Annotated in this window: 8 protein-coding genes; 4 read left to right on the plus strand and 4 right to left on the minus strand. The window is 62.0% G+C overall.

Annotation, left to right across the window (positions count from 1 at the left end; genetic code table 11):
• Nucleotides 1-456 precede the first annotated feature (456 nt).
• The 4 genes from ED92_RS37825 to ED92_RS37840 all read right to left on the minus strand — a co-directional run bounded on the left by ED92_RS37825 (nt 457) and on the right by ED92_RS37840 (nt 10,461).
• The gene (locus ED92_RS37825; RefSeq protein ID WP_063777648.1) at nt 457-5,934 is read right to left on the minus strand and encodes a DEAD/DEAH box helicase; all 5,478 of its coding nucleotides are present in this window, start codon (nt 5,932-5,934) and stop codon (nt 457-459) included.
• A 20-nt stretch (nt 5,935-5,954) separates the two neighbouring features.
• Complete coding sequence (locus ED92_RS37830) at nt 5,955-6,878, minus strand: hypothetical protein (RefSeq protein ID WP_152611131.1); 924 nt, start codon at nt 6,876-6,878, stop codon at nt 5,955-5,957.
• Nucleotides 6,868-8,961 (minus strand): hypothetical protein, encoded by a 2,094-nt coding sequence (locus ED92_RS37835; protein WP_037347146.1) that lies wholly within the window; start codon nt 8,959-8,961, stop codon nt 6,868-6,870. The genes ED92_RS37830 and ED92_RS37835 overlap by 11 nt, the downstream gene beginning before the upstream one ends.
• Before the next feature lie 876 nt (nt 8,962-9,837).
• Entirely contained in the window at nt 9,838-10,461 is a 624-nt protein-coding gene (locus tag ED92_RS37840; protein ID WP_037347150.1) for a NaeI family type II restriction endonuclease, read from the minus strand.
• Between the two features lie 336 nt (nt 10,462-10,797).
• On the opposite strand from ED92_RS37840, the gene ED92_RS37845 reads away from it, so the two are divergent.
• The 4 genes from ED92_RS37845 to ED92_RS42230 all read left to right on the plus strand — a co-directional run bounded on the left by ED92_RS37845 (nt 10,798) and on the right by ED92_RS42230 (nt 14,328).
• Nucleotides 10,798-11,661 (plus strand): hypothetical protein, encoded by an 864-nt coding sequence (locus ED92_RS37845; protein ID WP_037347152.1) that lies wholly within the window; start codon nt 10,798-10,800, stop codon nt 11,659-11,661.
• Nucleotides 11,662-11,786: 125 nt separating this feature from the next.
• On the plus strand, nt 11,787-13,040 hold the full coding sequence (locus tag ED92_RS41545; protein WP_052121176.1) for a hypothetical protein: 1,254 nt from the start codon (nt 11,787-11,789) through the stop codon (nt 13,038-13,040).
• Between the two features lie 196 nt (nt 13,041-13,236).
• Complete coding sequence (locus tag ED92_RS37855) at nt 13,237-13,884, plus strand: hypothetical protein (RefSeq protein ID WP_037347158.1); 648 nt, start codon at nt 13,237-13,239, stop codon at nt 13,882-13,884.
• A 3-nt stretch (nt 13,885-13,887) separates the two neighbouring features.
• A complete protein-coding gene (locus ED92_RS42230; protein ID WP_081976039.1) occupies nt 13,888-14,328 on the plus strand; it encodes an AIPR family protein in 441 nt (146 codons plus the stop codon).
• The last annotated feature ends 397 nt before the right edge of the window (nt 14,329-14,725 follow it).

Below are 14,725 nucleotides of genomic sequence, written 5' to 3' on the forward strand. Positions count from 1 at the left end.
GTCGGCGTAGCCTGCGATCGGTCAGTCGCAGCACCTCAGTGCCATCTGGTTCCGGTCGGCACCGTGGCTTCTTGTTGCGTGGCTCCTGGTGCTCGCGGGCCGCGGATCCGTCCCGAGATGATCGTGGCGTTGTCGGCTCTGAGTGCTTCGGCCAGTATTGGCGCACTCGCCATGGGGCGCTGACCTGAAAACGTCCAGCCCGAGGCCACCGCGGGGCTGACTTCGGACACCATCTGCTCGATCGGACCTTAATCGCCGTGCACACGTCTATCGCTCTAAAGCCGCGTACCCAAACCCAGAGACCGACCGCCTGGTGGGCCGGCGATCCCGTGCCCTGAGACAGTCCGTCAGCCTGTATGACGGTGGGTGTTCCGGGTCGTGCGGAGGCCGAATACTGCGCCAACCTCCACCCACGAGTCGGCGACAGCCATCGGGCGTCACCCGCAGCGGGAGAGTTCATGATTGGCCTGCGACATCGTCACAGAGTTGGAATACTCGGCCTGGATCACGATCGAGTGTGAACGCATCGACGAAGAATGTCTGTTTGGCGCAGCCGACCTCAGTCTCCGCGAAGGCGGCCGCCGCAGCCAGCCGTTCGTTCAGGAACGTGCCTTCCGCTGCTTCGAGAGGATGCCGGACGACCAAGATGTAGTCGCCGAGCTGCGGGTGCGTGAACTGGGCCGCGCCGGGCACAGCGGGAATCAGTGTCGCGTCATAGCCGTTTGACCAGTTATTCAGCGCCCGTTGCTGGGCGGCGAGATCAACTGTGAGATGACCGGTTCGCAGTACCTCAAGCAGGTCACGGGCGAGACGCCAGTCAAGCAGCGCGTGGTACGACATGTTCCCATAATCACGGAGGCATCGGTAACACGACGCGGGGCAGAGGTCCGCATGCGCAGATTCTGCCAAGTGGGCCAGGTAGGTGTCGACATCATCAAGCAGCGAAGGCAAGACAGCTGGGTCCCCAAGGTGGGTACAGAAACCTGCACCGTTCTCAAGCGTGTCGGCAATAAACGCGAAAGGTGCCGGCTGGCCGTTCGCCCTGCCGGCGAAGATTCCTGCCACGAGTTCGAGAGGCTCGATGTCCAGTTTCGCTGCGGCCACCTTCCGCAGCAGGAATGCCAGTGAATACCAGGCAGCACGCCTTCCGTCGGATGGGTCGGCGGCTCCGCTCGGTTGGACTCGCGACGCGAAATTGAGGCGCAGGCCTTCAGCCTGCAGAGTGCCGTATTCGGGGCCAAAGAAAAGAAAGTCGGTCGGTTGTACCGCGCCTAGAGCGACGTCGAACGGGTCGCCGGTCACATCGTCCCGTCGGATCAGGTCCTTCTCGACCGCGTCGACCGAGACATACCCGCCCCATGCGGCCCGTCCAGTTTGCGGCGGCGCAGCGGGCCGGAAGCGGAAGAGCTGGCCACCATTATCATTGATTACGTAGCGCTGGCCAGGCCCAGAGTAGGCCGTCGCGGCGCCATACGATTCATGACTCAGCGCTGACAGATCGGCCCGAGCCCGTGCTGCCATCGCCCGCGGCGACCAGCTGAAGTTGCCGTCGAAGTCCCTCGGCCGTGCACCGGCACGGAATCCCAGCGGTTCGCGCAAGGTAAATCGCGCGAATGCGTCCGATGAGTCGCACTGCGGGCAGATCGTAATGTCACCAAGGTTGTCCGAAGAAAGGAATGAGCACAACCGGCAGAGGTAGATGTCACGACTAACGCCGAGCGGGTCGTCGGTCGACAACCGTGGTGGACGCCCAATTCCTTCGAAGGCAGCGATACCGACGGAGGTATAGACACGCCCATCCCGGACGACCTCACTCATCGGCGCAAACTGGCTGACGGCCATAGCGAGATCACGATCGATGGTCATGGGGGGTGGCCACGGGTATGACGAGTTTGGGCGGCGGAGGTACAAGTACCGCACGCTAGTCGGGAACCCGAACATCGGCAGCACCCCGCGCTCAGCCAGCCGCTGGCTCAGCTCATCATCTCCCACCGTCGCCACTGCGTCGTCGATCAACCCAGGGAGCTCCTCGATACACCGATCGGTCAGCTCGGCAGTGTGTGCTGCCAGCGGCGTTCGGTCAGCGACCGCGACGGCTGCACGCTCGACCGCCGCGCGGTTGCGGGTGAGCCAGTCAACGAGGCGAGGGCGGACGGCCGGCCAATCCACGACAGTGCCGAATGCCCCGTGCGCGTTGGTGGTCCGGTCGAACGGCACGCCGGCTGCATCGATTGCGTCCGCGACTTGCGGCATTGCCAGTCGCAAGGTCTCGCCACGTAACGAACGCAAGAGGATCTCGACCCGGCTCATCGCTAGGTATGGCTCAGGCGTCGGGTCGTTTGTGATCCGATCGGGCGCGTCGAAGTAGTATTCGTCGTGGCTGCGTCCGCGGCAGACCGTCAGGGCCACCGCAACCGGCGTCCCACGCCGGCCAGCCCGACCGACCCGCTGCTGGTAGTTGAAGCGGGTCGGTGGCATGTTGCCAAGCACCACGGCGGACAACGCGCCAATGTCCACACCTGCCTCCATCGTCGTCGTGACGCTCAGCATGTCGATGCCGTCCGCGACTGGTACCTCCGGGTTCGCTCCCGATTCCAGGAACACTTCTTGGAAGCGGGACTGGCGCTGTTGCGCGTCGATCCTGTCGGTCTGACCAGTCAGCTCTGCGCTGTTGAGGCGGAAGCGGCCTGAGCCGGTAGTGGCTCGCCAGCCGTAGTAGTCCTCCTCGACGACGTACGTCGCCGGGTTTTCAGGCAGCACCGTCCCGCAATAGGTGCAATACGCGCAGCCCCGCGTGAGATGGCGCCGACGGCAGTTTGGGCACTCCCAGGCGAGCCCGTTGCCATGACGCAGTACAACACGTCCAGGATCAATCAGATAGTCGCGGACCGCGGTGCCGCACTGTTCGGCGAAGATCCGCGTCAAGTCGGCGACGGTTGGGCCGCCGATCTGCTCGATCTTGCGCCAGAAGCGGTTCAGCTGGCGGGGCGGACTGCCGGGCCGTGGGTCGCGCATGCCATCAAAGCGGCGCGTGTCAGCTAGTACGCGCAGGCTTGCACGCGCGTACGCAAGGTCGGTGCTTACCGGCTCTTCAATTGGTTTCGTGTCCGTTGCCAGTGCCAGCCAGCCCAGGCCAAGCGATTCGAAGTCGCGCCCTGCGCCTGAGAAGAGGCCGTTCAGAATCTCAGTCATGAGGGACTGGTTGATCTCGGCGCGCAGGTCGCCCTGCTCCGGCGAGATGCCCGCCCGCGGGGTGACGGGAGTGGCGTCCCAGTCATACAGCGTCGTCCAACGCCGTTTCGGTTGACGGTCCGCTTTAGTTTCTTGGAGGCTGGCGTGCGGTCCCCCTGGGTTCAACCCGAGGCTCAGCAGCTCTTGAGCGATGGCCCCAGCGGTTACCTCGAGCGTCGATCCGGTGGATAGGCGAGTGATCAGCGTTGGCTCGGCCGAGAGGTCCGTGCCCGGCCGACCTTCCCAGATGTTGCGGAGCTGGCCTAATACGTTCGCGTCACCGCGTTCCAGACGATCGATAGCTGCCCACGATTCGGCAGTCTTGTTGCCATCGACGATGTGCGCGCGTGCGAGAGACAGATCAGCCGACGGGTCACTGGCGGCACCCAGGTGCTCGACCAATAACAAGCGCAACAGGTCCTGGTAATGACGAAGTCCGAGGCCGGAGGACAACTTCGCCGCGTCCTGTCGGCTATCGGTGAACAAGATGACCTTCCGGTCCTGCGCAGCTAGATCCGCTGCCAGCTCGGTCGTCAGTACCTGGTTGATCTTCTCGAACCCGGAACGCATGCCGCGGATCGGTGACCGTTGCGTTGCCGGGTCGGTGTGCGGGAGACGGCGCCCACCTTGCCCGTACTCGATCGCCCAGTCGTCTCCACAGTTGGGGCAGCACGTCGGGAATGGGCTAACCGTTGCGATGTCGCGTGTCGACCGGACCACCGCGTGGAACGTCCAACCGGTATGGCCACCTGCTGTGCCGATGTTCCGTACCTCGCCATTGGCCGAGTTGAGCGCACTGCGGCGGAAGCTATAGGTGACGTTGCCACTGTCGCGGGTCCACCGTGACGCTTCTGGACCATCGAGATTCTCGGTCGTGTTCGGCCAATACACGAGGTAGTTCGCGGCCGTCCGCTCGAGGCGTACTTGGTCTGGCAGCTTGGCCAACTCGGGGACATCGCCGAGCAGCAAGGTGCGGACCTTCGGCCGCTGGGTGGCGCCTTCCGGCGTGAATCCACCGAGCAGGACATCGCCGCAGTTCTGGCAGTAAAGCAGTTCAAGGGCGCGCGCGCCGCAGCTGCACCGCGTAACCGGTTCGCTGAACAGTCGGCCCACTGCGCGGTGCTCGGCTCGGTCTGGTGCATCTGGACAATTGGGGTCAGTGCACGCCCACACACCGGGAACGTTGCGGAAGAAATAGTGAGCCCGAACTTTGGGGTCTGCTTCGACCGGCAGCTCCGCCATCCCGCGCAGTAGCTTCGTCAGGGCTTCGCCTTGATCGTCTTGAGGTGTGTCCGGGAAGACACGTGCCGCTAGCACTGGCAAGGTCTTCGCCGACGCAACGTCTTTGCCGTCCTCTCCGGTGTCAATGAAGGCGCGACGTACCGAGTCCATCAGGCCACGCTCCCGGGCGTAAGTGGCTCCCTCTGCAGGCTCGGCGGCACGGATGGCAGTGGCATCGGCCGTGGTTCCGGACGGAGCAGTCGATGGCATTGCGACGCTACCGCGGACGAATTCAAACGATGCCGCATCAACGCCGAAGAACTCTTCGAGGTATTGCTGATCACGCTTCGCATCGATTGACGCGGAAGCCGCCAGGATGCGCAGCTTTTCCGGGCGATCTGTAAGGCCGAGCCGCTCTTTCAGGTTGCGCAGCAGGTAGGCGACCTCGGTGCCAGCGGTGCCGCGGTACATGTGCAGTTCATCGATCACTAACGTAAACCGGTGAGACGGGTCAGCGTCTAGCCAAGCCCGGGTCGAATCGAAGAAATGCCCATCCCTTTCGCGGAGCAACATCACGTTGAGCATCGAGTAGTTAGTGACAAGGATGTCCGGCGGCGCTTCCGCCATGTCCCAGCGTGAACGCATCTCGGCACCATCGAGCCGCGGTACAAAGTAGCGAACGTCGTCCTTCCCCGTCGATTCTGCAATGGCGGCCGCTCGAGCGGCCCGTTGCTCAGTATCGTTCAGAATTTTCTGTAGCCGCTTGACCGCCACATCGCTGGTTCGGGCCCCGGTGACGGGCGTCGTGCCAGTGTAGCGGCCAAAGAAGAAGCGATGGCCGCGGCGATTTGCGTCAAGCCAGGTACGGACGGTGTCACTGTCGAGCGCTCGCCGCATGCGCATGAGCTGGTCATCAACCAGGGCATTCATTGGGTAGAGAATGAGCGCTCGGACCGCGGCATGACGTCCGGCTTCCCCCTGGCGCTGCGGCCGGAAACTGACACCGGGCGTGCGCCACCACGGGATGAGCTCCGCCGGACCTCCCGTCCAGTTGCGGGACTCTTCGAGCAGCGATGCGAGGATGGGCAGCAAGAAGGACTCCGTTTTGCCGGAGCCGGTACCGGCGGTGATCACCATGTTGCGGCCAGGTGTCAGGCCAGCGTCTAGTGCCTCCTCTTGGTGCCGATAGAGCGGACGCCCGGGGGGAATCAGTCCGGCGCCGGCGAAGGCACTGAGTTCGCCGGTGCCGTTACAGAACGTGACGGACTCAGCAAGTGTGCGGGGCGCAGTTACGTATTCGGGCCTGAGCTCGATGAGCGGATGGCGGTAGACTCCGTTGTCGCGGTCCAACAGTCCGCGCCGTTCCTTCTGCAGACGTTCGTCAGCGAGCCCGAACGGAGTTTCGTAGTAGCGAAAGTAAGCCTCACGCAGCCGTTCAAACGTGCCGGTGACATCTAAGCTACGGGGTGTCGACGTTGCCATTTGCCCTCCAGAGCACGCATTTAATCGATGACCGAGACGAACTGGCGGACTGATTGCGCCACCAGATCGGCCACCGACCAAGGGATGTTCGTGTAAATCGCCGTTCGAGCAGTATTTCCGAACTGTGTCGGCACTCCGCTGCACAGGACTAGCGCCCGAGCCTGCAAGGGCGGCAATGGCGCACCTTGGTCGACGAACAGGGTGCCGATGTCGTCACCGTTTGCTTCGCGCACACGCCGCCAGCGGATGGCCTGTTCCTTCTGTTCAGCTAAGGCCCACCAGATGCCTAGTGCGTGGTCGGTACGGAGCCAGTCACCACCAGCCCGGTAGCGGTACTGCTGCCGCCCGTTCACGGCGAAGCGGCAGAGCCCGTCACCATCAGGTGCGCCTCGGACGAAGCCGATGCCATGCTCGGTCCCGGCCACAAGGTGCTCGACAGGTGTGCCCCAGGCAGGTGGGCCGGCTGGTTCGCCGAGTCGCATCTGTGGCAAGCGTCCGGCGATCCCCTGGGCCGCGCACCCGACGTAGGTCACGCCGATCGTATTCAGAGCCGAGCCAAGCTCAGCTAGCGATTCGGTCTGGATGTAAACCGTCGCCGGAGTGGGCAGCCTAGCCGGATCCTTTATTGGGGGTTCGACGATGGAAACTGCGAACTCAGCCTCGAGCTGGTCGACGAAGTCGAGCGGGCGCCGCCCAGCGAGCACAACAGTGCCGTCACCAGCTGGAATGAGCGTCGCTACGGCAGGTGCTATCGCCCAGCGGCCTCTCTCCCAGTCTACTTCGGCATGACCGAGTGCTGATACGTCGCGCAGCCAATGGGCCGACGCTGACTTGCCTGGGTTGCGATTGGCAGTCCGCGCCAGCCAAGCAATGTGATTCCTCAGATCCCGGATACGGCCAGAACCGATCTCACTCATCCAGGCCAACATCGTGTCAGCGCGCATGATATCGCTCCCAGGCACGTACGAAGAAGGGCCATAGCGGGCTCGGCGGTTGCGCACTGCGGCTTAGCTCTTTCCACAGCGCACGATCGGCATCCGTCAACCCGCGGAAAGCCGGCTCCGCGCCCCTGAGCTTGATGACCGACCAACCGGAAGCCCGTTTCTGCGCCAGCCACACGGACTTGTTTAGAGGCACCTCGAAGCAGGAGAAGGCTAGCCCCGGTAGATCGGGCGCCGGCGGATCAACGATTTCGGTCATCCGGCCGTCTGCGCCAATGAGCACGGTCATCGCTGCGCCGCGCCGCGCCAGCACGGGACGATCGACTTCCATGTCTCGGACCGAAGCGCCGCATATCTCTGCTGTATCCGCCGCTCCCTCCCGTAGCACGCCGTCAACCCAGCCGATGCTGCCGATATCAGGAAGTACACGGTCATCCATCGATTCGCGTTCGACGACGAAGGCCAAAGTCTCCTCGTCGACTTCGACGGTGTGTTCGTCGGATGCCATGCCGCCGCAAAATCGTGAAAACGGGATCGGGAACAGTGAAGGGCGGAGGACACTAGATATCCCATCCAAACTGACGCCGACAGAGTGCACGTCGTCGCTCATCGGAAGTATGAGGTCAGGCTCACCTCCCGCCAGGTAGATGTTGGACGCGATCCTTCGATCGATAGGCAGTCCGTTGACGAGGCGGGGGCGCACGGCTGTCCCGCGGCGAAACCTTGCCGCGAGCGCACCTGGCATCGCCGCAAGTGCGCCGTCGAGGCGCCTCTGATCGGAGAACACTACGCGGGAGTAGATGCTAAATCCGCTGCCAAGCAGCTTCTCCGTGAACGCCGGATCGAGCAGGCGCCACCCGTCGTCCGCTGCGGCGCGAAGCACCTGGCTCACCGCAGGGGCCGCGTCAGCAGTCGTAACGAGAACCTGTTCTTCGAACGGTTGGACCGAGTCAACCGACATCCAGCCACCAGCGTCGGCGTTACCAGTAAGTACGATCACCTTGGCTGGCTGGAATTCGGCGACGCATCGCTCGCCGCGAACGAGGAGTCCGGATGTCAGGTCTGTGGTTTCCACCGATGGCATGCCCTCCAGGGAGTACATGCTGCTGTGAGGATCGATCGTGATGAGGGCCTCGAATTGTTGCCCGTCTCGGATGCCTTTCAGTGCCTCGCCCGTGATATCGCTTACGGCAGGAATGACCCACCACGCGCACGCTTCGTCCAGATCGATTGTCAGCCTAAGACTGAGGTGTCGGAGTCCCTCCGCCGTTATGATTCTGCCGTCCCAGGCGGTGGCCAAATCCTTGAGGAGTGGCCCGAGGAGCGGAAGCACCTTGTTGTCGTGCAGCGATTCGACAAACCGTTCGGTCAGGCCGTGGCCGCGGTGGGTGACCCAGCGACACAGCATCCGCAGCAGCGATTCGATGCTGGGTACACCTGCGGTCTTCAGGCGCGCAGCTGAAAAGAAGCGCGTCAGCGCCGCCAGGTCGCTTCGGCGAACTAGCGTCTGGGACAGTGGAAATCCGATACGCGACTCGTTGGCCGCACCGGCCCGGATAGTTGACGTGCCGAACGTTCCCTTCTGTTCGTTCAGCCAGCTATCAAGCTGTTCCCACATCTCAGCCACGTGAAGGAACGCGCCACCGTTGCGGAGTGCTTTCAGGATGCGGCTCGCGGCGGCCTCATCGCTCGCATCTAGCAACAGAATGTCGGCAAACCGCTTGTAGTAGGCGTTACGCCGAGCGCTCGCGTCCGTCCGCATCTCGGATGCGGCCAGGACGCTCAGAGCGAGGATCGGAAGCGTAGGCGGTGGCTGGTTGCGCGGCCCGTGGCGCCACACTGCTTCAAGCTGCTGAGCGCGAGTGAACATGCCCGAGCCGCGCGCGATGTCCGTGACCTCGCGTATCGCTGCGGACAAGGACCGTGCACCGTCCTCACCTGGCTCGGCCAACCGCTGTAATTCGCCCCGATTGACAAACAATACGACTGGTTTGTGCGCTCGGCCCGCGAAAAACAAGTGCGCCAGTCGCTCCTGCCAACGGACATAGGTCTCCGGCAACGTGAGCTGCGAACTTGTGATGGTCACACGAGCAACAGCTGTGGTGCAGCGAGAAGGCTCGTCACCGCTCTAGGGCCGCGCTGCCAAATCCGGTTCCTAGGGGCTGTCGAGCATCTATCCAACCGGCTGAGAGTCGTTGTTGCCGAAAGTCGGCAGGTACACACCGTTAGTCCTCCTATCCAAGCGCTTGCGCCATGCTAAGGCTTCAGGGAAGAAGATCGATTGCAATCACTCTCCGGTTACAGGCTCCCTTGTATCGATCTGGTCTCGATCCGGTTGACGTACCGGCGCCTTCACGGCTCAACGCGCAGTGACGCTGTCCGGGAATCGTGGAGAACTCGAGTTGCACCGAGTTTGCAGTGTTCGGCAGGCGAACAAGCAAGACCTCTGATCGATCAGGACGACGTGACTGCCGGGAAGCGACTCGCTGAGGTCCGGAACCCCGTCGGACCTACATCGCCTGTGGGTAGGTGCGTCGCGGGGATGTGTCATCGCCTGATGCAGAGTACGGCCGTGCGGCAGGGTCCGCACCACCCTGGTGTGGCACGGACATTGGTGGCGGGCTTGGAGCTCCTGAAGGTGCATCCGTGCCACGTCAATCTGCGGGAGAACGCGCTCGTAGCTCACTCGACCTGACGGCTGGCAGGGTTGTTCGATCAGAAGCACCGGGGACGAGACCCACAGCTCGCTGTGGTGGCTTTGACCGTTCGGATGGCTAGCGCTCGAAGTCGGCTGGCGTATACCCGTGCTGCGCGAGCTTGAGACGTGGAACTGAGACCCAGGCGCCGCCGCTGAGGTCGTAACCGAGCTTGCGAGCTGCGGCAAGCTCCTTATCCCACGTTCCGACGAGTATGACGAGGTCGTGCGCTTTCAGGACATGTGGCTTGGCTTCGCGCGCTCGTCTTAGGGGTCATTGCGGCGGGCACCGACCGTGGCGATGCTTGAGCGAGGAACCACTACCTCGGGCAGGTAGCCGAACAACGCGGTGGCGCGTCTGGTGATGCCGAGAGAGCCGAACACCACTCGGAGCTGCTCAAGGGCCAGCAAGCGCAGCGGCTCCGGCGGGAGGGGCGTCCATGCCACGATCTCATCGGCGTACTGGCGAACGGCTTCAGCGCGGGGTGATCTTTTCAGGTCCCGGTTGCCCTTCTGCCCAGTGAGCCACGCCCGGTGGGCACGCATGAGAAGCGCCCGGAAGCGGTGCTGTCTGGCGTCGATCTGCAGCATCAGCGTGATCTCGCACTGGCCCTCGCGAGGAATCATCCAGGACTTTCTGACGGTGCCCTTGATCTCGACTGGGATGTCCTTGATCTTCGTGTCCAGTGGAGGCTCCTTGCGGAGTTTGAGCTGCTCGATGACGTGGTATTGCAGCTTGGTCCCGACCGAGGAGCGTTCGTCGGAATCAACCTCGTCGCTGGTGAGATCGAATCGGAACGTGCGTGCCCCATCTAGCACGTATCGGACCGCGTCGTCGACCGCGGTGCGCAGCAAGTCGCCGATCGGGCGCGTCTGCAGCCATATCTTCACTGCTTGGAGATCGGCGTCTTGCGCGGGGGCGATGATCGCGTGTGCTGGGCCGTGGACCGGCTTTGCGCGGGTCGGGCTGGCACGAGTCGCTGGGGCGCGGCAGAGGCGGACGCTTCGTCACCCTGTTGTTCTTAGCCGGCCAGGGCTCCGCCGTGAGTGGCAGGGCGAGCGTCGTGCGGTGTGAGTATTAGCGAAGTCACCCGAGAGGCGGCACCTTGAGGACGCCTAGCTGCGGTTATTCCGCTGCGGTTCGTCGCGGCCGCGTAATCCGAGAGTGTTTCTCGTCGGGACACGCTAGGTTGCCTTGACCAGATCGCATGGTGAGGGGAAGTAGCGATGGAAACCACTGCTGACGAAGTACGCAGCACCTTCCTGGCAAGTCCGGAGGCGCGGCATGAGTACTTCGGTAAGTGGGAGAACAATCCGAGGCGGATCGAGCATGGTGTGGTCTCGACCATGCGCAACCACGTGACGAAGGCGATCTACAGCTGCACCCTTGATACCTTCGAGTGGATCAAAGACAACCATGAGCATCCGCTCAAGGACATCAAGAAGAAGGACATAGCGCACATCAGTTTGGCGGCCAACTGGAATCCCGATTTCGCCTTCGTGCACCTGTTCCACCTGCTAATGGAGGACCTCGGCCGACCGCCTTTGTGGAGCGAGTTCGACCGGTTCGCCTACGGAACCGGTGAGGGTATGAAAATGTTCGGCGCCGAAAGGGCGGTCCGTGAGAACAAGATCTTCGACCAGGAACTTGCGCGTATCACGGCGAAGAGCCCGACCGCAAAGAACCCGGAAAACCGGGCGAAGCTTCTGGCGAACGGATCTCTTGACTGGCGCATCGGGAACGCTTACTACGGCTTCATGCGCGACATGTACACCGCGGTTGCATTGCGAGAGAGAGGGCTTGACGTCCGCGTGCACCCGCTGGCTGACGCCAACTTCCGGATCGACGGATGGATAGGGCATAACATCCTCAGCGTGTTCGTCGTCAACCCGAGGTACAAGATCGCAGACCAGCAACGGGCTGACTACCATCACATGGGCCGGAAACGACACGTTGAGGAGCTTTTCCCTCGGAGCGAGTTCGACTTCGTCGCTCTCACGATGGAAGGTGCTCACGAGCACGGGAAGTTTCACTTCCCGAGCAAAGCTGCAATCGACGAAGTCGAGCAGCTCCTGTGCCACAAAGGTTGACCCCCCGGCACACTCCACCTGGCCGGGCTACAGCTCGAGGGGCCCATGCTCGAGGGACCCCGCAGCAACTTATCTTCGGTGGTTCGTGCAACGCTGGTCTCGTGCGACTTCGTGATGGTCATGGTGTGGAACTGAACGCGGACTTCGGTGTCGAGGTCGATGACGGCCGCTTGAGCCTTGTGCTAGAGAGCGCTGGGGGGAGGACGGCTGGAGCGGACCGTCCGCGTAACGACCAGTACGTTCCCGTGTTGAGATTGCTGCTGGAGCGTCTGCGTGACCGGGAAGCAGTCCTGCTCTCCGCGCTGGTCGCTTCTGCGAGGGTTTCCAGGCTGTCCGAGGACGAGCGAACCCTGGTCGAGGGACCATTGAAGCTCGCCGACGTGGCCGATGTCGAGCAGCTAAGGCTCGACATCACCAGCGCACAGGGCCGCGTTGGCCTACCAGCGGGGGCACGGAAGGAAGGCAACAACCGCAAACGTATCCGGCTTCGGCTCGATGTACCTGGGTACGGCCTCGAAGACGCGACACAACTCGCCGCAGACCTCGCCAACCCGCGCACCGATCCTGTTGACCAGTTGGCCGCGTCGAGGGAGCTGCCCAAAGCGAAAGAGCTGCCCAAAGCGAAAGAGCTGCTCGACGCCCTGACCATGGTTGAGATTCAGACCGCAACCGGCCGCCCGAATACCGTGCTTAAGGTTCGTGGCGATGTCGCACTCGTGCGGACCGAACGCTCTCCTGACGGCCAGCCGGTCGATATCAGCGAGGTGCAGAAAGGCTTGGACAAGCTCGCCGAGCACGGATACGTGCAGGTGACGGTCAGCGAGCTGGGACACCGGAGCGGGTTTGTTGGCGCAGTGCTGGCGACGCTTCCCGGAGCGCAGTTCGCCGGCACGCTCGCGGAGGTCCTCCTCCGCGAGCCGACAGGTGACGAGGTAGCGAGCGATCTTCACTTCGGCGAGCTCGACGCAGTCACCAGCGTCAAGGTCCGGACAGAGCAGAGGAAGCTACGCAAGCTCCTGGCCGGAGGCGCGACATCCGCAGAGTGCGCACTCTGCGGCGACCGTTACCCGATCAGCTTCCTCATTGCCGCGCACATCAAGAAGCGCGCGGTCTGCACAGACCAAGAGCGCCGCGATCTGACCCACGTCGCGATGCTGGCTTGCTCTTTTGGCTGTGACACGCTGTACGAATCAGGCTGTGCGACTGTCGATCAACACGGCATCGTGCACACCAGACCGGAAGGTGACCTGCCCGAAGGCCACCTCCGAAATCGGCTCTTGCACCTGCAAGGGCGACGCTGCGTAGCCCACACTACCAACTCGGAACCCTACTTCGCCTGGCATCGGACGAACATGTTCGTGCCGAACGAACTTCCGTAAGAACCCATCGGGTTAGTGGAAGCTGACGTGTAACGAGCCGTTGAGTGGCCAGATTGTTGCTCAATGCTCCGACATCCGCTGAACGGCACGCCTCTGCACGCTCGTGACCGCGGTAGGGTACACGTCTGATACGCCTCGTCCCCTGCCGAGTGGTTCGAATCGAACCACTCCCAGTCGCTTTTAAGGAAGAGAGTAGATGCACACCCTCACCAGTAAGCGCGTCGCGAAATTCTCGCGCGACTTTGGCTTCGGCGGAACCGAGGCTGACCAGTTTGAGCGATACGTTGCGGCGAACTACCTGTTCCAGTACGTGGGTGACAATGTGGATCTGATTGAACACGCGGTTCTCGGCGGCGGCAGCGATGAGGGTATCGACATTGCTGCAGTCGTTGTCAACGGCAAGATCGTGTTCGAGCCGGTGGAAATTGACGAACTTATCGCGGAGCAGGGAACAAATTCCGCAAAGGTGGTCTTTATTCAAGCGAAGACGAGTGAGTCATATGATTCAAAGCTAATTGCTAAGTTTCTCCACGGCGTGGAGTCGGTGACAAAGTATGCAATGAAGCCGCAGAGTGTTGCCCTGCCTCCACGCCTCGTGGACTTGGCAAGCCTGATTGACAGGATCGCAGAGAGTGGCGACAAGTTTCAGGACAGTCGAATACCTTGTGAGCTTTACTACGTCACGACGAGTTCCAATGACGGAAGAGATGCGCAGGCTGAACTCCAGGTCACGGAGACAATGGCGCGCATCCGGGAGATTGGCGCCTACTCCGAAGGATTTAGACTTCGTACTCATGGACACGAGGAGCTCGCTGCCAAGCAAAAGGAGCGTCACGGGCCGTAGAACGTGCAGTTCAACTTTGAAAAGCGTCAGACGATACCTGCGACAGACAGGGTGAGTGAAGCCTACATAGGTCTAATATCGGCAATCGAGCTCCTGAAACTTTTAAAAGATGACTCCGGTGAAGTGCGCGTCGGCATATTTGACGACAATGTTCGCCTTGACCTTGGAGCTCAGAACCCGGTCAATAGCCGAATTATGGGAACTCTCCAGTCGGCGGAACGCGAGCACTTTCCCTTCTTGAATAACGGCCTGACTATAATTGCGACCGACCTTCGTGGGCTTGGAGACAGGTTTTTCATTTCAGGATATCAGATTGTTAACGGCGGACAGACAAGCCATCAGCTCATTCGGTGGGCATCCGTCGTGCGCCCGCCGTCTACTCCGGTCGAATCGCCAAAGAGCGGTGGTGGATCCCCAGAAAATGAAGAAACCTTCACTCGGTAGTGTTGAGTGAAGGTTCTCGTAACTGGTGAGATCTCACCTAAAGCGGTGTCCGAGGGGGGAGCGGTCACGAATCCTTGGCAGATCTCCTAATTTCTGGGAGGTCATGTATGGAAGATACATGACCTCGAGACCGTTGCGCCACCCAGTAGCGTCGGAGGGCCTGTCACTGCTTGTCTGCGCTGACAGCGGGCGTCTTGCGCCGTTGTTGAAACGCAGTGAATTTTGCGATCAGCTCAAACATGTAGTCCAATAGTGCCTCCCAGAGATCTGACGCGTCCTCGGCATCTTCGCGCGACGGCGCGCGGGCTGGATGCTCTGCTGGTGAACAGCGTGGGCGGTATGGACTTTCTAGGTACTGTGGGAATGCTCAGAGGTTGTTCGAATGGCGTCTTGAAGC

It is taken from the genome of Amycolatopsis sp. MJM2582 (assembly GCF_000754115.1).
GTDB lineage: Bacteria > Actinomycetota > Actinomycetes > Mycobacteriales > Pseudonocardiaceae > Amycolatopsis > Amycolatopsis japonica.

Coding starts and splice junctions, on each gene's coding strand:
- ED92_RS37825 (WP_063777648.1), bottom strand. CDS start 5,934: ATGGCAACGTCGACACCCCGTAGCTTAGATGTCACCGGCACGTTTGAA.
- ED92_RS37830 (WP_152611131.1), bottom strand. CDS start 6,878: ATGCGCGCTGACACGATGTTGGCCTGGATGAGTGAGATCGGTTCTGGC.
- ED92_RS37845 (WP_037347152.1), top strand. CDS start 10,798: ATGGAAACCACTGCTGACGAAGTACGCAGCACCTTCCTGGCAAGTCCG.
- ED92_RS37855 (WP_037347158.1), top strand. CDS start 13,237: ATGCACACCCTCACCAGTAAGCGCGTCGCGAAATTCTCGCGCGACTTT.